The organism is Ahrensia kielensis DSM 5890 (assembly GCF_000374465.1).
Taxonomy (GTDB): domain Bacteria; phylum Pseudomonadota; class Alphaproteobacteria; order Rhizobiales; family Rhizobiaceae; genus Ahrensia; species Ahrensia kielensis.
The window spans coordinates 689020-709520 of record NZ_KB894528.1; the positions used below are offsets into that span (position 1 = coordinate 689020).

The following is a 20501-nucleotide window of genomic DNA, read 5'->3' on the forward strand; positions in this document are numbered from 1 at the left end:
GGCAAGAACAAAAGTCCAAAGCACTGCTGCATCAATCATTAGTCATCATCACCAGGCAAAGCTTCATCCGGCAAATCTGTATCACCTTCAACAGCACCGCCTGAACCACCTTCAGGCAAAACGATACCTTCAATAGCTTCAATGCCTTCACCGTCTTCGGCTTCATCATCAGCAGGTTCAGAGATACGTTCGACCGAAACCACACGCTCACCATCGCGCGTTTTGAAGATCGTAACGCCCTTAGTTGAACGGCTCGCAAAGCGTATTCCCTCAACCGGCACACGAATAACCTGCCCATTGTTCGACACCAGCATAATCTGGTCATCGCTATCAACAGGGAAAGTCGCAACCAATTGGCCAATCTCTTTGGTCTTGGATGTGTCGGTTGCTTTAATGCCTTTGCCGCCACGTCCTGAAACACGGAAATCATAAGAAGAAGAGCGCTTGCCATAACCAAATTCAGAGATGGTCAACACAAATTGTTCGCGTGCTGCAAGTTCATCCAAACGTTCAGGTGAAAGTTCAGCCGCAACTGTATTTTCTTCATCATCAGAAGTACTTACAGCCACATCCTCATCTTCTACATCCGCACGGCGAAGCGCCGCTGCATGTTTCAGATAACCAGCACGTTCCTGTGCACTTGCGTCCACATGACCAAGAATGGACATTGAAATCACATTGTCACCATTGGCAATATTCATGCCGCGCACGCCTGTCGAATTACGCCCTGCAAACACCCGAATATCGGTGACAGCAAAACGAATACACTGGCCGAGCGCGGTTGTCATAAGCACATCATCATCTTCAGAACAGGTCTGAACAGATAGAATTTCGTCGCCTGACCCTTCTTCAAATTTCATCGCAATTTTGCCGTTACGATTAACCTGAACAAAGTCAGACAATTTGTTTCGGCGCACAGTGCCGCGCGTTGTCGCGAACATAACGTCCAACTCAGCCCAGCTTTCCTCATCCTCAGGAAGCGGCATAATGGAAGTGATACGTTCATTAGCCTCAAGCGGCAGCATATTACGCAAGAATTTACCGCGCGATGTTGGCGTACCTATCGGCAAGCGCCATACTTTTTCTTTATAGACGATGCCGCGCGACGAGAAGAACAAGATCGGCGTATGGGTATTGGCAACGAACAAACGTGTTACGAAATCTTCGTCCTTGGTTGCCATGCCAGAGCGACCCTTACCGCCACGGCGCTGTGCACGATACGTATCGAGCGGAACGCGCTTGATATATCCTTCATGACTGAATGTGACGACCATTTCTTCACGGGCGATGAGGTCTTCATCGTCCATGTCCGGACCGCCTTCAGCTAAAACCGTGCGGCGCGGCGTACCAAACTCTTCTTTAACGGCAGCAAGTTCTTCCTTGACGATATCTTGAATGCGCTGACGTGATGCCAGAATTTCAAGATATTCTTTAATCTCGCCGCCAATCGTGTTCAATTCATCGGCAATCTCATCACGTCCAAGCGCAGTAAGGCGTGCAAGGCGTAATTCGAGAATGGCGCGTGCCTGCTCTTCTGAAAGGAAATAAGTTCCATCTTCATTGAGCTTATGGCGTGGGTCAGCAATCAGTTCCACCAAAGGAGCAACATCTTTTGCAGGCCAACGACGTTCCATCAATTGTTCACGCGCCGTCGCCGGATTTGGCGCAACGCGAATAAGATGGATAATTTCGTCAATATTGGCCACAGCAATCGCCAAACCAACCAAGACATGAGCACGATCACGCGCTTTACGCAGCAAGAACTTGGTACGGCGCTGAACAACAACTTCGCGGAATGCTACAAACGCGCGTAGCATATCCATAATATTCATAAGTTCTGGCTTGCCGCCGTTCAGTGCAACCATATTGGCGCCGAACGAAGTCTGCAGCGGTGTATAGCGGTAAAGCTGGTTCAAAACCACTTCCGCATTAGCATCGCGCTTGATCTCAACAACCACGCGGTATCCCGTACGGTCAGATTCATCGCGCAGATCAGAAATACCTTCCACGCGCTTATCGCGCACGAGGTCAGCCATTTTTTCAATCATGGTCGCTTTATTGACCTGATATGGCACCTCAGTAATGATAATTGCTTCGCGGTCGTTCGGGCGCTGTTCAATTTCAGCTTTACCACGCATGATAATCGAACCGCGGCCTGTCTCATAAGCAGACTGAATACCAGAACGTCCAAGCACCATAGCACCGGTCGGAAAGTCCGGCCCTGGCACATGCTGCATCATTTCCGGCAAAGTGATTGCCGGATTGTCGATCATCGCGATACAACCATCAACCAATTCGCCCAGATTGTGCGGCGGGATATTGGTCGCCATGCCAACAGCAATACCGCCAGAACCATTGACCAACAGATTTGGAAAGCGCGCAGGCAAAACCTTAGGCTCTTCACGTGAGCCATCATAGTTATCTTGAAAGTCGACAGTATCCTTGTCGATATCTTCAAGTAGCTCATGCGCAACCTTTTGAAGCCGCGATTCTGTGTAACGCATCGCTGCAGGTGGATCGCCGTCAATCGAGCCAAAGTTACCCTGCCCGTCGACAAGCGGCACACGCAAAGACCAATCCTGTGCCATACGCACGAGCGAATCGTAAATCGCACTGTCGCCATGGGGGTGGAAGTTACCCATCACGTCACCGACGATTTTCGACGATTTCACATATTTGCGGTTCCAGTGATAACCACTGTCATGCATTGCATAGAGAATACGGCGGTGGACAGGCTTCAAGCCATCGCGCACATCGGGAAGCGCACGAGACACGATTACGCTCATTGCATAATCGAGATAGGAGCGCTGCATTTCCTCTATAATAGAGATAGGTTCAATGCCGGAATTTCCGCCGTTGCCATCTATCGGTGTTTTGTCGTTCAAAACTAGCCACTTTCAATTCAGAATCAATTGAGTAAGGTTAGCCCGTTTACACCAAACATCCAAGGTTTACGGGCATTTATCCACCATTCAACACGTCATCGCGCACGATGGATGACAGCCACGCTGCTTAAATGCTCTTTCTAAAGCAATGTTGGACCAAACTCGCGGTTAAACAGCAGGTAAATGGCTCTATCACCGACCTTATCAAACAATCTGATGCCGGATTGTTTAGACGATTTTATTAGAGCGGTAGAATTTCACCAGATTTGCCGATACACATAGCTGTCGACTATATATTGACGCATCAAGATTCCGCTGACTATAGGCCCGCTATGAACTTAGACCTAATTGTAAATGCTGTCGTGACATTGCTTGTTACGATCGACCCAGCAGGCCTAGCGCCCTTATTTCTAGCTGTAACCGGTGGCATGGACACCGCACAGCGCAAACAAGTGGCCATGCGCGCATGTCTTATGGGGTTTGGCATTCTGGTTGTATTTGTCGTTGCTGGATCTGGCATTCTAACACTTTTCGGCATTACGCTTCCTGCATTCCGCGTCGCTGGCGGTCTGCTGCTCTTCTGGATTGCGTTTGAAATGATTTTCGAGAAACGACAGGAACGGCATGAAGAAACCGCTCAAAAGGCGATTACGGCCGATCAGGTGCGCTCTGTTGCCGTGTTTCCGCTTGCTATTCCGCTTCTGGCAGGTCCGGGCGCAATTTCAGCTGGCATTCTATTGTCGAACGATTTTTCCTCACCTGCCTTACGCGCAGGCCTCATTTTAATTATCGGCCTGATAATTCTTGTGACCTATTTGGTTTTTCTTGTAGCGGAAAAAGTAGACAAATTGCTTGGTGAAACAGGCCGCTCGGTGCTCACCCGTCTTTTGGGTGTAATCCTGTCTGCGCTAGCAGTACAGTTTGTTGCCGATGGCATTAAAGCGATTGTGGCAAGCTAAACAGCCCTATCGCTTCAACTCATAAGTGAAAGCATCGCTGCCCCAGCCATGAACCTTATCATGTGCTTTAACCGTGACAACATTTATAGCCTCATCAATGAGGATACCGCTCTGCGAGCGTGTAAATGGCTGCTCATTGTCATGGGGATGCGCAAGCACACGCTCGCCAAGCATCGTTCCATCTGGTGCAAACACCGCCCATTTATCGGCGTAATGATCCCATCCGGCATCATCATGTTTGACAGTCACACTAAATCGCCAAGATTTATCTGAGCTTTGTGACGCCTCAACATCAACAATATCGGCCTGCCCAGCAATCGCTTGTCCCGCGATTAATATTAATCCCAGCGCAGCAAGAGCGACACCGACGACCAAATCACGCGAGTGCAAACCGACATCGCGCGGAAAAGAAAACCCTCCCGCGCGCACATCAATTTCATTTCTAGGTTTGATTCTAGAACGGAATTTCGTCATCCATATCCCTAGAAAAATCGCCGCCGCCTGATGATTGGCCGCCTTGGTTGCCACCCTGATTACCGCCGCCATAGCCGCTATCATTCGAAACATTACGCTGTTGGCCACCGCCTGATTGACCGCCTTGGTAACCGCCGCCGTCGCGCTCATTGCGTCCGTCAAGCATTTGCAACTCGCCGCGATAACGCTGAAGCACAATCTCCGTCGTGTATTTATCTTGACCGTTTTGATCCTGCCATTTGCGGGTCTGCAAAGCGCCTTCAAGATAAACCTTCGCGCCCTTTTTCAAATACTGCTCAGCAACTTTTGCCAGCTGATCATTGAAAATGACGACACGGTGCCATTCGGTGCGCTCTTTACGCTCACCAGAAGCCTTATCACGCCATGATTCAGACGTTGCCACCGAAAGGTTGACCACAGGGTCACCACTCGACATACGCTTAACATCTGGATCAGCGCCCAGATTTCCAACCAAAATAACTTTATTCACGCTGCCTGCCATTGCAGAAACTCCTACTCGAATTCTTTCTAAACACACTAAAGCATCGAATAGATGCAAAACAGTGACATGTAATCTGTCCACAGACTTTCATACGTTCTATTTTTGTTCTATTGAAGCGAAGCGAATCTGTCAAGATTCACTTCATCGACCTCGACACGCCAGCAATACGGCCTACATGGTGGGTGAATTCGACTTCATCGAAGCAACAACAGCGATTATAAGATGGCCGACAGCAAATATATTTCCGTACGTGGTGCACGCGAGCACAATCTCAAAAATATCGACGTTGATTTACCACGTGATAAATTGATCGTCATCACCGGCCTTTCAGGCTCAGGCAAATCATCACTCGCTTTTGATACAATCTATGCAGAAGGCCAACGCCGCTATGTAGAGAGCTTATCTGCTTATGCGCGCCAGTTCTTGGAGATGATGCAAAAGCCAGATGTTGACCAAATTGATGGGTTGTCGCCTGCAATTTCCATTGAGCAAAAAACAACATCGAAAAACCCGCGCTCAACGGTTGGCACGGTGACAGAGATTTATGACTATATGCGCTTGCTGTTTGCGCGTGTTGGCATTCCTTATTCTCCTGCAACCGGATTACCGATTGAAAGCCAAACCGTTAGCCAAATGGTTGATCGGGTTTTGGCGCTCGAAGAAGGCACAAGGCTCTTTATACTTGCGCCTATCGTTCGCGGCCGCAAAGGCGAGTATAAGAAGGAACTCGCAGAGCTGATGAAAAAAGGCTATCAGCGCGTCAAAATCGATGGCGAATTCTATGAATTAGCTGACGCCCCTACCCTTGATAAGAAATACAAGCACGACATTGATGTTGTTGTTGATCGCATCGTGGTGCGTGAAGACATGCAGTCGCGACTTGCCGATTCTTTGGAGCAGTGCCTTAGCCTGACAGAAGGCATGGCGATTGCAGAATTTGCCGACAAGCCACTTCCTGATAGCGAAACGAAAAAAGAATCCAAAAACAAATCCGCAAACGACACCCATGAGCGGCTGGTTTTCTCCGAAAAATTCGCCTGCCCTGTGTCTGGCTTTACAATTCCGGAAATCGAGCCGCGTTTATTCTCGTTCAACAACCCCTTTGGCGCGTGTTCGCATTGTGATGGTTTGGGCACCGAACAAGGCGTTGATCCGGGCATGGTTGTGCCCAATTCAAGCCTAAGCTTGCACAAGGGCGCGATTGCCCCTTGGTCAAAATCTACAAATCCCTCCCCCTATTACGCACAAACATTGCAAGCGGTCGGAAAATTATACGGCTTTAAAATGAACGATGTGTGGGATGATTTATCCCAAGAGAGCAAAGATGCTGTGCTCTACGGCACAGGCACGCAAAACATTGACTTTGCTTATGATGACGGGCTGCGCACCTACAAAACCCGCAAACCATTTGAAGGCGTGATACCAAGCTTGGAACGCCGTTGGCGCGAAACAGATTCGGCATGGATGCGCGAAGAAATTGAACGTTATATGTCGCGCAATCCTTGCTCTCATTGTAATGGTTACAGGCTTAAGGAAGAAGCTCTTTCGGTCAAAATCAATAAGCTGCACATTAGCCAAGTTGCTGAAATGTCAATTCGCGCGGCCAATGATTGGTTCGGCGATCTGCCCAATAACCTGACCGACAAACAAATGGAGATTGCTGGCCGAATTTTGAAAGAAATTCGGGACCGCTTGAAGTTTCTCGTCGATGTTGGACTTGATTATTTAACGCTATCGCGTGGCTCTGGCTCACTTTCAGGCGGTGAAAGTCAGCGTATTCGCCTTGCCTCTCAAATTGGTTCGGGCCTAACTGGTGTTCTTTATGTTCTTGATGAACCATCCATTGGCCTGCACCAGCGCGATAATGCGCGTTTGCTTGAAACTTTGCGCCATCTGCGTGACCTCGGCAACACTGTTATTGTCGTCGAGCATGACGAAGATGCAGTTCTAACGGCAGACTATGTACTGGACATTGGACCTGCGGCCGGCATTCACGGCGGCGAAGTGATCGCCAGCGGTACGCCCAAACAGATAATGAAGAATAAGAAATCGCTTACTGGTAAATATTTGACCGGTGAGCTGAGCATTCCCATGCGCGACGAGCGGCGTAAAATTGACAAAAAGCGCGGCATTAAAGTCATCGGCGCCAAAGGCAACAATCTAAAGAATGTGACAGCAACATTGCCGCTCGGCGTGTTTTCCGCTGTTACCGGTGTATCGGGCGGCGGCAAATCCACATTTCTAATCGAAACACTCTACAAAGCTGCCGCAAGGCGCATCAATGGCGCACGCGATGTGCCGGCCGAACATGACCGCATTGAAGGTTTTGAACATATCGACAAGGTCATTGATATTGACCAATCACCGATTGGCCGGACACCGCGCTCGAACCCTGCAACCTATACAGGTGCATTCACGCCGATCCGTGAATGGTTTGCACAATTGCCGGAATCAAAGGTTCGCGGCTATCAGCCGGGCCGCTTCTCTTTCAATGTAAAGGGCGGCCGATGTGAAGCCTGTCAGGGCGACGGCGTCATCAAAATCGAAATGCACTTTCTGCCCGATGTTTATGTGACATGCGATGTGTGCCACGGCAAACGCTATAACCGTGAAACATTAGAGGTCGAATTCAAGGGAAAATCAATTTCCGACGTTTTGGATATGACCGTTGATGAAAGTGTCGATTTCTTTGCGGCCGTTCCAGCTGTGCGCGACAAAATGGAAACCTTGCGCCGCGTTGGCTTGGGCTATGTAAAAGTCGGTCAGCAAGCAACCACCCTATCGGGCGGTGAAGCGCAGCGCATTAAGCTTGCAAAAGAACTGTCACGCCGCGCAACTGGCCGAACGCTTTATATTTTGGATGAGCCGACAACGGGGCTGCATTTCCACGACATCGCTAAACTGCTCGAAGTTTTGCATGAGCTGGTTGATAGCGGCAACACGATGGTGGTTATTGAGCACAATCTCGAAGTTATAAAAACAGCGGACTGGGTTATCGATCTTGGCCCTGAAGGCGGCGATGGTGGCGGTGAAATCGTGGCAGAAGGAACGCCAGAACATATCGCTACCGTTGAACGGTCTTACACTGGTCATTTTTTAAAAGAACTTCTTGAACGCCGCCCTTTGAAAAAATAACCGCCACGCAATTTTAATAAGCAGATTCAACCACAAGCTCAGAATACTATACTGCCTATAAAACCAGCCACTGCACATTTTATAGGCAGTAAGCACAAAGTTTAAGCGCGTAGATAAATTGACAGTTTGCCAATGCCCTTCGCGCACCTTAAAAAGCCGCATATGATGTAATAATGAGGCACAATATTCATCTCAGCCAAAAATTCAAACTGGCACGCACCTTGCATAGCACGCGACAACATCTATCGGAGGTCACCTGAATGAAAAAGATCGAAGCGATCATTAAGCCGTTCAAACTTGATGAAGTCAAAGAAGCACTACAGGAAGTTGGCCTACAGGGAATTACAGTAACCGAAGCAAAAGGCTTCGGTCGCCAAAAAGGCCATACTGAATTATACCGCGGTGCAGAATATGTCGTGGACTTCCTGCCGAAAGTTAAAATCGAGGTTGTGGTAACGTCTGAAACAGTCGATGCCGCAATAGAAGCGATCCGCAATGCGGCGCAAACAGGTCGCATTGGCGATGGCAAAATCTTTGTCTCGCCGATCGAAGAGGTCGTGCGCATCCGCACGGGAGAAACCGGCGCAGACGCTGTTTAACGTCTGTTGTTAAAACGAGCCAACTTAAAATGAGAAGGAAGGCCAATAAATGAGCGCTAATGATATTCTGAAGCAGATTAAAGACAACGACGTAAAGTTCGTTGACCTGCGCTTCACAGATCCACGCGGTAAATTGCAGCACGTAACAATTGATGTTGCTGTTGTTGATGAGGACATGTTCTCAGACGGTGTTATGTTCGACGGCTCGTCAATCGGTGGTTGGAAAGCCATCAATGAGTCAGACATGGTTTTGATGCCTGACGTATCTTCAGCCCATATGGACCCGTTCTACGCGCAGTCTACAATGGTTGTTATCTGTGACATCTTGGATCCCGTTTCTGGCGAAGGCTACAACCGCGATCCACGCATGACAGCAAAACGCGCAGAAGCTTACGTTAAGTCTGGTGGTTTCGGTGACACAGCTTATTTCGGCCCTGAGCCAGAATTTTTCATCTTTGATGATGTTCGCTACAACACAGACCCATACAACACAGGATTCTCGCTTGACTCGTCTGAACTGCCTTCAAACACAGGCACTGAATACGAAACAGGCAATATGGGCCACCGCCCAACAAACAAAGGCGGCTACTTCCCAGTAAACCCAGTCGACAGCTGTCAGGACATGCGTTCTGAAATGCTTACAGTTATGGCTGAAATGGGTATTGCTACTGAAAAGCATCACCATGAAGTTGCGGCTGCTCAGCACGAACTTTCTATGATCTTTAACACGCTGGTTGCTAAAGCCGACGAAACACAGATCTACAAATATGTTGTTCAGAACGTAGCGCACGCTTACGGCAAAACAGCAACATTTATGCCAAAACCTGTCTTTGGCGACAACGGCACAGGCATGCACGTGCACCAGTCAATCTGGAAAGACGGCAAGCCATTATTTGCTGGCGACGAATATGCAGGCCTTTCAGAAACTTGCTTGTTCTATATCGGCGGCATCATTAAGCACGCAAAATCATTGAACGCTTTTACAAACCCATCAACCAACTCATATAAGCGCTTGGTTCCAGGTTATGAAGCACCGGTTCTTCTTGCTTATTCTGCACGTAACCGTTCAGCATCTTGCCGTATTCCGTTCACACCATCACCAAAAGGCAAGCGTATGGAAGTACGTTTCCCTGACCCAATGGCAAACCCATATTTGGCATTCTCAGCGATGTTGATGGCTGGCCTTGACGGCATCAAAAACAAAATTCACCCAGGTGAACCAATGGACAAAGATCTATACGATCTTCCTGCGGAAGAACTTGCGTCAATTCCAACAGTTTGTACTTCACTGCGTGAAGCGCTTGATGCTTTGGATAATGACCGTGAATATTTGAAAGCTGGCGGCGTATTCGACGACGATCAGATCGATGCTTACATCGCGCTTAAGAAAGAAGAGAACCTTCGTTACGAACAAACACCGCATCCGGTTGAGTTCGACATGTACTACTCTCTCTAATTTAGCGATTTCTTAAGTCAAACCGGCAATCAGCAATGATTGCCGGTTTTTTTATGCGCCTAAAAAGCCCACACAAGGCAGCGCATTGGGCATTGTAAGGTGCACAAGAACGATAAGCTGGGCTTCAAACCTTTACATCACGCTCTTCGTTATTATGTTAAGAGAACATCCCGCCGCATGGCGGATTATCCAATGGGTGAGTACGCTCCCCAGAACTTTATCCCGAGAAGCATTTATTATGGCAGAAGCAGAACACGGCAGCACCGTACACATCCACTATACGGGTAAATTTCCAGACGGCACTGTCTTTGACAGCTCTGAAAATCGCGACCCACTCACTTTCGAATTAGGTTCAGGACAAGTTATCCCTGGCTTAGACAAAGCGATGCGCGGCATGGAAGTTGGCGCGAAGAAAACAATCGAAATTCCAGCAGCCGAAGCATATGGCCCGCACCACCCTGAAGGCGTGCAAAAGGTCGAGCGCAGCCAGTTGCCACCAGAAATTCAAACTGAAGTTGGTTTGCAGCTCCAAGCAACAGGCCAAGATGGACAAGCCATCAACCTGACCATCATTGAAGTTGATGAAACGACTGTAACAATGGATGCAAACCATCCATTGGCAGGTAAAGACCTTGTCTTTGATGTTGAGCTTGTCTCCGTCACATAAACGATTAGAACTCGGCGGTAGAAATACCGCCGTTTTCACATGATCAAGGATATCCCAACTATGACCACGCTCTCATTCTTCGGTGCCGCAGGCACAGTTACCGGTTCTTGTTCCATGGTAGAAACAGCAGGCGCAAGCTTTCTTGTTGATTGCGGCATGTTTCAAGGCAACAAAACAGTCCGTGCTCTCAACGATCAGGATTTTCCTTTCGATGCCGCTAAGGCTGATTTTCTCATCCTTACTCACGCTCATATCGACCACTCTGGCTTACTGCCAAAGCTCATTAAATATGGTTTCAAAGGCAAAATTTACGCCACAACGCCAACGGTCGATTTGTTGAGTTTCATGCTGCTTGATTCGGCACGGATTCAAGAAGGCAATAATGAGCGCGAAAACCGCAAGCGCGCGCGCAAAGGGCTTGATCCCGTTGAGCCGCTCTACACTCAAGACCACGCAAAAGGTGTTTTCCCGCTGCTTGAAGCCGTCGATTATGGCAATTGGTTTTCACCGCACAAAGATATCGAATTTCGATTCTGGAATGCTGGCCATATTCTCGGTTCGGCCTCGGCTGAAATCAAATTTCCCGATGAAAACGGCAACACAATGCGCATTTTGTTTTCCGGTGACATTGGGCCAGAGGAAAAAGTATTCCACCCAGAACCTGGCGGCGAAACAGGCTTTGACTACATTGTGTCAGAAAGCACCTATGGCGACCGTGACCGCGATGATTACACGCTGGAAAAGCGCCGCGAAATGCTTAAAGCCGAATTGGTGCGCGGTTTAGAAAAAGGTGGCAATGTTGTCATTCCAGCCTTTGCTGTTGAGCGAAGCCAAGAGCTTCTGCATGATATTGGTGTATTGCTTGCTCGAAATGAGTTGCCGCAAACAACTGTATTTTTAGATTCGCCACTTGCGCGTAAAGTCACAGAAGTTTTTATCAAACACGCTGATACGCTTGATGATGTGGAAATTGCCAATAGCGAGCTTTTCCGCGATGAAGATTTCCGCCTCGTTGAAAGCGTTGATGAAAGCAAAGCGATCAATAAAATCAAAGGTGGTGCGATCATTATTTCTGCATCAGGCATGGCCGATGCTGGCCGAATCCAGCACCATATTAAAAACAATATATGGAAACGTAATGCGACTATTCTGTTCGTCGGTTATCAGGCACCGGGCAGCCTCGGTCATGTAATCATATCCGGCGCGGAAAAAGTCCGCATTCATGGCCAAGAATATGCCGTGAAGGCTGATATTCGCCGCCTCGGAAATTATTCAGCGCACGCAGATCAGGGCGAATTGCTGGAATGGATTTTGGAACGCTCACCAATTGCTGGCGGTCTTTTCCTCAATCACGGCGACGATGATGCGCGCGCAGTTTTAAAAGGCCTGCTGATTGAAAAAGGCATCAAGCCTGAACTCATTCATATGCCGCAATTCGATGAAAGCTACGCGCTTAAAGCGGGCGATCCCGCCTCTAAGGGCCGCGTTAAATCATTGGGCGCAAAACCGCCGCGCATTGATACAAGCGAGATGAAAACCGATTGGCATAATGATTATGCAGCATTCGTCGTGGAGCTAACCAAGAAACTCGACAAAAGCACAAATGACCAACAAAGACGCGCTTTGTTGGCCAAACTAAAATCCCAGCTTTAAGGCTTAGCTGTCTTCCATTTCATCGCCGCGGGCCTCTTCAAGACCGAGGAGGTTCCAGCTTTGAACCATATGTTGCGGCATTGGCGCACTGACATCAATCATCGCACCGCCTGACGGGTGCGGTATACGTAGGCGCCGTGCATGCAAATGCAGCTTATTTTGAATACCACCTGGAAAATCCCAGTTCGGATCATCTTCAAAATATTTCGGATCGCCCAATATTGGGCATTCCATCTGCAAGGCATGAACACGAAGCTGGTGCGTACGCCCTGTATAAGGCTCAAGCTCTAGCCATGTTAAACGTTGGCCAATCCGCTCAATAATCCGGTAGTTTGAAACAGCGTGATCTGCGCCTTTAATACCATGGCGAACAACTTCCATGCGGTCGCCATCCGGTGTCTGCTTTTTCAAAAGCCAGCTTTTGATTGTGCCTTCAGTTTTCGGCGGCGCAGCTTTCACAAGTGCCCAATAGGTCTTCTTCGTTTCACGGTGACGAAACGATTCGGCTAACTTTTGAGCGGCACTGCGTGTTTTCGCAACCATAAGAACGCCGGATGTATCACGGTCAAGACGGTGAACAAGACGCGGTTTCTCACCCTTCTTATTGCGAAGCGCTTCAAGCATTCCATCAATATGACGCGGCACATTTGAACCGCCCTGCACCGAAAGCCCCGGCGGCTTGTTGATAACCAGCACGCGCTCATCTTCAAACAACGTCATCTTGCGAATAGCTTCTGCATCACCCGTATTACGAATGGAATGCGCTGTCATATTGCCATCACTTGCTCTATCCGTCTGCATAGGCGGAATACGAACGCTTTGGCCTTTTTGAAGACGCGTATCTGATTTTACACGGCCACCATCAACCCGCACTTGGCCAGAGCGTAATAGTTTTTGTAACGGCCCGAAGCCTAAACCTGGATAGTGCGACTTAAACCAGCGGTCTAAGCGCATGCCATCCTCTTCGCCGTCAACTTCAATATTTTCAACGCCCGCCATAAAATTCCCTAACCTAAGCTGCGCATAAGCAGCAAACCGGCAAAAAGCGCGCCGATCGAAACGATAACGCTAATCGCAATATAAAGTCCTGCTTGAGCGATATCACCGCGCTCATACAAAACAACCGCATCCAAAGAGAATGCAGAAAATGTCGTAAATCCACCGAGAAAACCAGTGGCAAGAAACAGCCGCAATTCATTGCTCGAGCCGCCCATGCGGCGCGCGAGCCATGCAATCAAAAGCCCCATTAAAAAAGAGCCAGCGATATTGACGATGATGGTGCCATAAGGAAACCCAACGCCCAACAGGCGCGTGGCGCTCACATTCACGCCATGCCGCAGCATTGCGCCCAAAGCGCCGCCAATACCAATGAGCAAGAAACTAAACATAACGCATCAGTTCGCTTTGGCCCCGATCAACTTCCAATTTTTATAGAAAAACTTCTTCAAGCGGCCACCAACAAATGACACAAAAGCCAAACCAGCATCAATAAAGGCAGGCACGTAACTTGGGCGCGCCACATCCATAAACACTACGTAACGTCTCGCATCCAGATCATTGATAGAGCGATGGAACAATGTATCGTCAAAAATATAAAGCGGGTCTTCGTGCCAGTAATGCTTTTTGCCCTGACATTCGATAAACACTTTGTCTGTTTCAATCGGCGACAAATTAAGCAAAACGCGATAGCTCAAACGGTGTGGACCATAGTGCCACGTTGTTTTTTCTTTGCCGCTAAACACAGAAACTGCAATTGTTTTGACAAATTTATAATCGCCGTTCAATTCCGGCACATTATCAATCTGCTTTTTACCAAACCAGCGATACACATACATGCCGCGTCGGCCTTCGCCAAAGACAGCGTCAATATCAGCAATAATTGTATCTTTTTGCGCGCGAAATACGTCCAACACATCATCAATTTCAGCACGGTGTGTTTCGGGCAAATCTTCAAGCTTAAGAACACCGGGATTGCGCGGTGAAATGATATCTACAAACAGGTTGAATGGCGATAAAAACCAAGTCAGCAATCCGTTGCCGCTAAAATAGCGCCGAAACATCATACCGGTCTTTGCCTTATTGCGTGAAATATCAAGCAGACCGCAGATCAGCCAAAAAATCGTAATCAACGGTATGAAGTAAAATAGAATTGCCAATACAATAGCGGCGATTGCCATGCTTTTGATAAGCTTTTTTGTATCACGATTCATCGCAGCACCATCACTTGTTCATTTATGTGTTTCATTTACGCATTGATCGTTCAATCAGCAAGGTTACAATTTGACCTGCTATCAAGAACTGCCACGCTGTCTTCTTAATTTCGACCAGTAATCTAAGCGTTTCCCGATATCGCGTTCAAAGCCGCGCTCGACGGGCTTATAATATTTCTGGCGCCCCATCTCGGTTGGAAAATAGTCCTGCCCTGAAAAAGCATCCGGTGCGTCATGATCATATTGATAGCCAACACCATAGCCTTCAGCACCCATCAATTTGGTTGGAGCATTTAAAATATGCTTAGGCGGCAACAATGAACCAAATTGCTGTGCTGATATACGCGCCGCTTTATAAGCTTTATAAACGGCATTGGATTTAGGCGCAGAGGCTAAATAGACGCATGCTTGCGCCAGTGCCAGCTCACCTTCTGGCGAGCCGAGATAATCAAACGCATCTTTAGCAGCCAACGTAATCTGCAGCGCTTGCGGATCAGCAAGACCAATATCTTCTGACGCCATACGCACCAAGCGCCGCCCTAGATAAAGCGGATCTTCGCCAGCATCGAGCATACGTGCAAGATAATAAAGCGCAGCATCCGGATCAGAACCACGCACAGATTTATGTAAGGCCGATATGAGATTGTAATGACCGTCTTGGCCCTTGTCGTAAAGCGGCGCACGGCGTTGCAAAATTTTACGTAAACCATCAACGCCGATGCGCTCATCAGGCAATGTTGAACGATAAAGCTCTTCTGCAAGTGTTAGCACTGCGCGTCCATCACCATCAGCCATAGCGATGATGGCGACGCGCCCATCTTCATCAACGGGCAGAGGCCGACCAATAAGCGCTTCAGCCTTGGTCAAAAGAAGTGAAAGACTATTCTCATCATGGCGCTTTAAAGTAAGCACCCGCGCCCGTGAAAAGACCCCAGCAGTAAGGTCAAACCACGGACAACCCGACCAAGCACCCAAAAAGGCAAGCGCACCATATTCCACAAAAACTAAAAAACGGCCATGCCGTGCCCCCATGAAGCCCGCTAAGCCGCCAACGAAAACAAAGGACGCACGCCAAAGACAACGGAACAAAAGCGCTGATTCAAATAGCCACACAAAACCAGCGAAACCACAAAAAAAAGAACAAAAACCATCAAAGACAGGACACGGCCTGCCAGCAATCAAACCAAAGAAAGCACGTAACCCAACACAGGACCCACCCCAAAAAAAAAGCCGACCACCGCCACAAGGAGAAAACAGACACGACAAAAAACCCGAACACCAAGAGAAATAAGCCCAACAAAAAACACCCCAAAGCACTCTGCAGCGCAAACCACCTCAAACCGCACGATTGAAACAACCAACGGAGCACCTCCCCTCAGCGCAACTACAAAAAAGGCCACACAAGCAAAGACCGCAAAAACAAAAACAGAAAACGCAAAGTCATAATAAGCACAAAAAACCAACAACGACGAAAAACCCAAAAAACAGAAGCAACAAACCCAACAAGCATCAACAACTCACCGGATACATCTTCCAAAACCCCGAAGGGACTAAAGACGAAACGCACAGCAAACGAACCACGATCAAAATCTAAAATCACAACACCACGAACACCACCCAAAAACCACAGCCAAACGAGAAAACCGAACAGAACCACAAGAATGTTTCCAACACCAAAAAGACAGCGCCCCTCCACGAGCAAGGGCCTCGCAGCAACCAAACCCCGAGGCGCCGAAAGTCGAACCAACATCGAAACAACCTTGCAAACAGAAAAAAAAAACACCGAGGCGAAGCCAACAAAGGAAAGAAACAACAAACGAAAACCAAGCGCAACACGAACGAACACGCAATGAACGATAATCACCAGCAAAACGGCACAAACCAACAACCACCCACTCTCAGCAGCCCCCAGATCAACAACACATACAAAGAGAAAACACCAGAGAAGCGAAAACCACACACTCCAAAAAAAATCGGGCCAAACAAGCACAAAATCAACCCCAAGATAACGTCGCTCAAAAACAACACAGACAAACAAGGCCACCACCAAAACCGCACGCAACATAAACGCCAGAATAACAAAGCAGATACAACATAAGCCAAAAGAACGACTAAAGACACCGCACAGAATGCCAAACAAAACAACCGGCATAAAAATCAACACAACACAGAAAGCACAAAGAAAAAGCCCAAAAAAACGGGGCATAAAGAAACCAAAACCACAAAAGACAAACCGGCTAAGCACCACAGCAGAAACAAGACCGCACGTAATCAGTCGGCACACAAAAAACCGAAAGACAAGGCACAAAAACAAACCAACGAAGAAAAACCGATAAAACTCCAAAAAGCGAAGCGAAACCAAAGCCTCAAAAGCACGAACCACAAAAAAACCAAAAGAAGAAAACGCAGAAACAACCACAACGAAAAAGCCAAACGAACGGACAACTGACAGACACACTACCATCAAAACAACACCACAAAGCACATGAATCGACGTCAAAACCAGCCCCGAACAACAAACAACAACACCCGAAACAAGCCACCATCAAACACGCACCAAACGCCACAAAAGCCCAGCGCCAAAAAACCGCCCAAAAAATCCAGAAAAACCAAAACACGACGATAACAGCAAGAACGCCCGCAAACCAAAAACCAGAACAAAACAACAACAGCAAAACACAACAAGCAGCACAAAAGAAAGCTGAAACTCGCCTCACCCAAGTGAAAAACGCAGCACCAGTCACGTCCATCCAACCGGCAGAGATCACACAGCAAAAGTTAGACCAGGCACACTGACCCCAAACAACTCCAGGAGAAAACCAAACACCAGAATAGCCAGAAACAACGCAAAAACAACAATCGAGCAAACGCAAGCAACCCCCAAAATAAAAGGTAAAGCAAAAAAACCAAGAAGCATCAATAACACCGAACAAACCACTATAACAAGCACAACATACAAAAAAAAAAGGCCCACCAAAGGACCTAACCGCAAAAACCCCCTCCAAAGCCGAAACCATCCAGCACATACTCCCAGCACATCCGCACACTCAAGACATGCACGGAAGCCCACAACACGAAAACAAAAAACACGAACAAAGAATTCGATGACCGCCATAAACGCATGCCAACATACCAAAAAGACCACAATCATGAAGCGCAAATACCCGCCACAACAAACCGCACAACCCGCTAAAAAAAAAGCAAACAACCAACGGGACTGAAAGAACGCACGAATGGAAGAAGCCACTTGACGACGGGCGTCAAGATCACCAACGGCACCCAAACGAACGAGCGCCGCAACGAGCAAACCAAAGGACAAGCCATCAACCAAAGTTGTCACGATACGCTCGCGTGCAACAACAAACACCCACAGAATAGCAAAAACTGCACGACGCTCACGGCGCACACCAACAAGAACCCGACATGAAGCACCACCAACAAGGAGCCAACGCACAACAACACCCGCCCAAACAGAGTAAAAACAAAAATGAAAAATGACAACCGGAACGGATTGCGACATCTCAGACACGATCTCGAAGCCAACGTAGAACATACACACAGAAATAGACGCCCAGACATCAAAAAACATCGCGAACATCAATAAGAGAACAACCACAGAACCGAACCGCACAAAACAGTTCACCTCACCTCTTCCGAAAAAGAGCCCAAAGAAAAAAAAAAATGCCCACCTTCAAGCAAAAACAAAACCCAAAAGAAACTTACAAAGCACCAACAGCCCCAAAAAGAGAGCGACGCAACGCAAGGTCCTGAACGCCCTCCGCATCCACAACACCACCCAGAACGTCAAAACGAACAAACACAAAAACCTGGACGCGGACAACACGGACAACAAAAACAAAAGCATCTTCAACGGAAACACCCCCACCAGGGACAAAACCCATAACCAAAAAACCATAAGCGAGAACAACCCCGGCAACTGTACGAACAACAGAGTAAGAAACTTTCCGAACCGGTGAATAAACACGAGCAAAAACAACAAGACCGAGCGGCGCAGCCTCAAAACCAGGAACTTCAGCACGAACAAAACCCGCAACACCAGCAACGCGGAACAACAGACGGACTGCAGCCACTAAAACAAGCCCACACAAGAAATCGGCACGCACAAGAACCACAAAATAGCCAACAACCTAAACATAAGAAGACAAAACAGCGCCTCCGACTTGCCCGCAAACAACAAGAAGCAAAAGCCCAACAACTTCAAAGATAAACACAATATATGAAACGTGCAAGAGGATGAAAGCAACAGAATAGACAAAACCACGAAGAGAACACAAATCGACTAGAACGACGCCAAGCAGCACAAAACCAACAAAACCACAACCAAGTAAAAACAACAAAACACCGCAAAGCGCACAACCCAAACCCAAACAGAAACCGAGGCCAAGACACTAAAAGATCAAAGAAAAAAACTGAACAAAACATGGAAACTCAACAAGACCAAGACCAACCAGTTCTCACCAGTGTAGGCAAAGCACAGCAGCAACAGAAAACAACAACAATACAAGCCAACAGTAGAGCAAAAGCAGCAAACGACCATCCCGCGATTAAAGACACACAAAACACATCATCGGAAGATGGATACCCAGAAACCTCCTTCAACCAGACAGCAACAATCCGCAACAAGCCCCACAACAAGAAAAAACCAGAAGCCGAAAAACGCACCATGCAACGCAAACAAGCCAGAGTCACCACCGAAGAAAGGACCGATAACGAAAACCCCCAAAGAACCCACACCACCGACGAGGACGAAGAGAGAAAAACCTTCGACAGCCAGCCCAACAGCAAAAAAAAAAAAACAACCACAACAAAAAAAAAAAAGCAGAACAACCAAAGACCAAGCAATTGCATTAACCTGAAAACCACAGATTATGAACATGGCGCGCTCGAAACCAGAATGCACACCAACAATGCAACAGCAAATGCTGCGCTTGAAGCGGCCTGAAACGCATCAAGCATCAGCAGACAGCGAAAAGATCCGATAAGGCCAAGCGCCGCCATAGCACCACCGGCAAAACCAAAAATCAAGCAACAAACAATCACACCAGCGATAACACCCGCAAGCCCATCAAGCGTACCCGCAATCGAGGCCGCACGCAGAACACGAACAGGAACACCAAAACAAGCACCAAAAACAAACGAACAACCAAGAAACAACAACCGCGTAACACCCAGAAAAACAGCACCACCAAGGGCGCCTGCAACACCATAGTCACGCACAAGCGCATCAACAACGCCAAGAACGACACCGTCAAAAAAGTCGCCCACAAGACAACCTGAAGCAACGGGCTCAGTCACGACCACCTCCTGCACCAACTGACCAACAATAACGTCAATGTACTGGACGGAGATAAAAACACCCTGAAGTCGGGACACGTCAACCACGGCAACAACAACCAAACAAAAAACACCATCCACACCAAAAACACCAAGAAGATCATCCCGCCCAGGGGAACCAGCAACAAGCGAGGCACCCTACCAAATACGCAAACCAACCCCAAAAGGAAAAAAAACGCACGCGGGAATAAGAGAGTCCGCGGGCTACAAACCCGACGCAAACAACTCAAAAAAGACACGACGCACGAATCAGAACGAACGGACGGAACGCAACCGACCCGCAATAAACGCCATCAAAAAATGGTCCTAAGCACGCCCCAACTCAAACAATCCACCAAAACCCAGAAAACCACCGGAAAAGGCCTTTGGCATAGCAAAAACCAAGCAAAGACGAGCAATAACAACAACAGGCCAAAACCCCCCACCTGACCCAACCGCCAAGATCACACCTACGGAAAGCAAAAAACGTACAACCGCACCACGCGCAAACGCCAAAACTACCCCCAGGCTACAAAGCACCAGAATAACCAGCGCCACAACAGCACCACGTAAAGCGGAAAGCAAGGCGATAAAAAAAAACTTAGTCATAAAAGGACAGCCAAAGCA

General features: G+C 48.0%; 19 protein-coding genes and 1 pseudogene. 7 read left to right on the top strand and 13 right to left on the bottom strand.

Translation table 11 applies throughout. From position 1 onward, the window contains the following. Nucleotides 1-38 precede the first annotated feature (38 nt). Entirely contained in the window at nucleotides 39-2885 is a 2847-nt protein-coding gene (gene gyrA / locus C504_RS0103425; RefSeq protein WP_018687907.1) for a DNA gyrase subunit A, read from the bottom strand. A gap of 332 nt (nucleotides 2886-3217) precedes the next feature. Between gyrA and C504_RS0103430 the strand changes: the two genes are divergently transcribed. Beyond that, a complete protein-coding gene (locus C504_RS0103430) occupies nucleotides 3218-3844 on the top strand; it encodes a MarC family protein (RefSeq protein WP_018687908.1) in 627 nt (208 codons plus the stop codon). 6 nt (nucleotides 3845-3850) lie between these two features. Here the strand turns inward: C504_RS0103430 and C504_RS0103435 are convergent, their stop codons facing one another. Both C504_RS0103435 and ssb read right to left on the bottom strand, forming a co-directional pair. Continuing rightward, nucleotides 3851-4318, bottom strand: a complete 468-nt coding sequence (locus tag C504_RS0103435) for a hypothetical protein (RefSeq protein WP_018687909.1) — start codon at nucleotides 4316-4318, stop codon at nucleotides 3851-3853. Further along, nucleotides 4299-4820, bottom strand: coding sequence for a single-stranded DNA-binding protein (gene ssb / locus C504_RS0103440; protein WP_018687910.1), 522 nt, complete (start codon nucleotides 4818-4820; stop codon nucleotides 4299-4301). Before ssb ends, C504_RS0103435 begins: the two co-directional genes overlap by 20 nt. Before the next feature lie 222 nt (nucleotides 4821-5042). On the opposite strand from ssb, the gene uvrA reads away from it, so the two are divergent. From uvrA to C504_RS0103470, 5 genes are all read left to right on the top strand, one after another. Continuing rightward, entirely contained in the window at nucleotides 5043-7955 is a 2913-nt protein-coding gene (gene uvrA, locus C504_RS0103445) for an excinuclease ABC subunit UvrA (RefSeq protein WP_018687911.1), read from the top strand. A 260-nt stretch (nucleotides 7956-8215) separates the two neighbouring features. Further along, the gene (locus tag C504_RS0103455; RefSeq protein WP_018687913.1) at nucleotides 8216-8554 is read left to right on the top strand and encodes a P-II family nitrogen regulator; all 339 of its coding nucleotides are present in this window, start codon (nucleotides 8216-8218) and stop codon (nucleotides 8552-8554) included. Nucleotides 8555-8603: 49 nt separating this feature from the next. After that, entirely contained in the window at nucleotides 8604-10010 is a 1407-nt protein-coding gene (gene glnA, locus C504_RS0103460) for a type I glutamate--ammonia ligase (RefSeq protein ID WP_018687914.1), read from the top strand. Nucleotides 10011-10248: 238 nt separating this feature from the next. Further along, on the top strand, nucleotides 10249-10677 hold the full coding sequence (locus C504_RS0103465) for an FKBP-type peptidyl-prolyl cis-trans isomerase (RefSeq protein ID WP_018687915.1): 429 nt from the start codon (nucleotides 10249-10251) through the stop codon (nucleotides 10675-10677). A gap of 60 nt (nucleotides 10678-10737) precedes the next feature. Continuing rightward, the gene (locus tag C504_RS0103470; RefSeq protein WP_041951553.1) at nucleotides 10738-12330 is read left to right on the top strand and encodes an MBL fold metallo-hydrolase; all 1593 of its coding nucleotides are present in this window, start codon (nucleotides 10738-10740) and stop codon (nucleotides 12328-12330) included. Nucleotides 12331-12333: 3 nt separating this feature from the next. Here the strand turns inward: C504_RS0103470 and C504_RS0103475 are convergent, their stop codons facing one another. The 8 genes and pseudogenes from C504_RS0103475 to C504_RS0103525 form a co-directional block, all read right to left on the bottom strand. After that, the gene (locus C504_RS0103475) at nucleotides 12334-13329 is read right to left on the bottom strand and encodes an RluA family pseudouridine synthase (protein ID WP_018687917.1); all 996 of its coding nucleotides are present in this window, start codon (nucleotides 13327-13329) and stop codon (nucleotides 12334-12336) included. An 8-nt stretch (nucleotides 13330-13337) separates the two neighbouring features. Continuing rightward, nucleotides 13338-13718: a fluoride efflux transporter CrcB gene (gene crcB / locus C504_RS0103480; protein ID WP_018687918.1), complete on the bottom strand. Its 381-nt coding sequence runs from the start codon at nucleotides 13716-13718 to the stop codon at nucleotides 13338-13340. A gap of 6 nt (nucleotides 13719-13724) precedes the next feature. Further along, nucleotides 13725-14540 (bottom strand): aspartyl/asparaginyl beta-hydroxylase domain-containing protein, encoded by an 816-nt coding sequence (locus C504_RS0103485; RefSeq protein ID WP_018687919.1) that lies wholly within the window; start codon nucleotides 14538-14540, stop codon nucleotides 13725-13727. Between the two features lie 81 nt (nucleotides 14541-14621). Beyond that, nucleotides 14622-15869 (bottom strand): annotated as a pseudogene (locus C504_RS17110) (replication-associated recombination protein A); the annotation flags it as partial. Between the two features lie 55 nt (nucleotides 15870-15924). After that, entirely contained in the window at nucleotides 15925-17040 is a 1116-nt protein-coding gene (locus tag C504_RS0103500; protein ID WP_018687922.1) for a hypothetical protein, read from the bottom strand. Between the two features lie 264 nt (nucleotides 17041-17304). Continuing rightward, nucleotides 17305-18138 (bottom strand): uS7 family ribosomal protein, encoded by an 834-nt coding sequence (locus C504_RS18235; RefSeq protein ID WP_156815837.1) that lies wholly within the window; start codon nucleotides 18136-18138, stop codon nucleotides 17305-17307. A gap of 121 nt (nucleotides 18139-18259) precedes the next feature. Continuing rightward, nucleotides 18260-18631 (bottom strand): hypothetical protein, encoded by a 372-nt coding sequence (locus tag C504_RS18240; protein WP_156815838.1) that lies wholly within the window; start codon nucleotides 18629-18631, stop codon nucleotides 18260-18262. 57 nt (nucleotides 18632-18688) lie between these two features. Next, nucleotides 18689-18895 carry a hypothetical protein gene (locus C504_RS0103525; protein WP_156815839.1) on the bottom strand — a complete coding sequence of 69 codons (207 nt, stop codon included), beginning with the start codon at nucleotides 18893-18895 and terminating at the stop codon, nucleotides 18689-18691. An 86-nt stretch (nucleotides 18896-18981) separates the two neighbouring features. Between C504_RS0103525 and C504_RS18670 the strand changes: the two genes are divergently transcribed. Then, a complete protein-coding gene (locus tag C504_RS18670; protein ID WP_156815840.1) occupies nucleotides 18982-19503 on the top strand; it encodes a hypothetical protein in 522 nt (173 codons plus the stop codon). On the opposite strand, the gene C504_RS0103535 is transcribed toward C504_RS18670, so the two are convergent. Both C504_RS0103535 and C504_RS0103540 read right to left on the bottom strand, forming a co-directional pair. Next, complete coding sequence (locus tag C504_RS0103535) at nucleotides 19428-19976, bottom strand: hypothetical protein (protein ID WP_018687928.1); 549 nt, start codon at nucleotides 19974-19976, stop codon at nucleotides 19428-19430. The two genes, C504_RS18670 and C504_RS0103535, sit on opposite strands and share 76 nt — an antisense overlap. A gap of 225 nt (nucleotides 19977-20201) precedes the next feature. Beyond that, nucleotides 20202-20483 carry a hypothetical protein gene (locus C504_RS0103540; protein ID WP_018687929.1) on the bottom strand — a complete coding sequence of 94 codons (282 nt, stop codon included), beginning with the start codon at nucleotides 20481-20483 and terminating at the stop codon, nucleotides 20202-20204. Nucleotides 20484-20501 lie beyond the last annotated feature (18 nt).

Bases quoted from the DNA above. Each gene is read 5' to 3' on its own strand.
- C504_RS18235 (WP_156815837.1), bottom strand. From the start codon at position 18,138: ATGTTCGCGATGTTTTTTGATGTCTGGGCGTCTATTTCTGTGTGTATG.
- C504_RS0103465 (WP_018687915.1), top strand. From the start codon at position 10,249: ATGGCAGAAGCAGAACACGGCAGCACCGTACACATCCACTATACGGGT.
- C504_RS0103455 (WP_018687913.1), top strand. From the start codon at position 8,216: ATGAAAAAGATCGAAGCGATCATTAAGCCGTTCAAACTTGATGAAGTC.
- C504_RS0103475 (WP_018687917.1), bottom strand. From the start codon at position 13,329: ATGGCGGGCGTTGAAAATATTGAAGTTGACGGCGAAGAGGATGGCATG.
- C504_RS0103470 (WP_041951553.1), top strand. From the start codon at position 10,738: ATGACCACGCTCTCATTCTTCGGTGCCGCAGGCACAGTTACCGGTTCT.
- C504_RS0103485 (WP_018687919.1), bottom strand. From the start codon at position 14,540: ATGAATCGTGATACAAAAAAGCTTATCAAAAGCATGGCAATCGCCGCT.
- crcB (WP_018687918.1), bottom strand. From the start codon at position 13,718: ATGTTTAGTTTCTTGCTCATTGGTATTGGCGGCGCTTTGGGCGCAATG.
- C504_RS0103430 (WP_018687908.1), top strand. From the start codon at position 3,218: ATGAACTTAGACCTAATTGTAAATGCTGTCGTGACATTGCTTGTTACG.
- C504_RS18670 (WP_156815840.1), top strand. From the start codon at position 18,982: ATGGAAACTCAACAAGACCAAGACCAACCAGTTCTCACCAGTGTAGGC.
- glnA (WP_018687914.1), top strand. From the start codon at position 8,604: ATGAGCGCTAATGATATTCTGAAGCAGATTAAAGACAACGACGTAAAG.
- ssb (WP_018687910.1), bottom strand. From the start codon at position 4,820: ATGGCAGGCAGCGTGAATAAAGTTATTTTGGTTGGAAATCTGGGCGCT.
- C504_RS0103540 (WP_018687929.1), bottom strand. From the start codon at position 20,483: ATGACTAAGTTTTTTTTTATCGCCTTGCTTTCCGCTTTACGTGGTGCT.
- uvrA (WP_018687911.1), top strand. From the start codon at position 5,043: ATGGCCGACAGCAAATATATTTCCGTACGTGGTGCACGCGAGCACAAT.
- C504_RS0103435 (WP_018687909.1), bottom strand. From the start codon at position 4,318: ATGACGAAATTCCGTTCTAGAATCAAACCTAGAAATGAAATTGATGTG.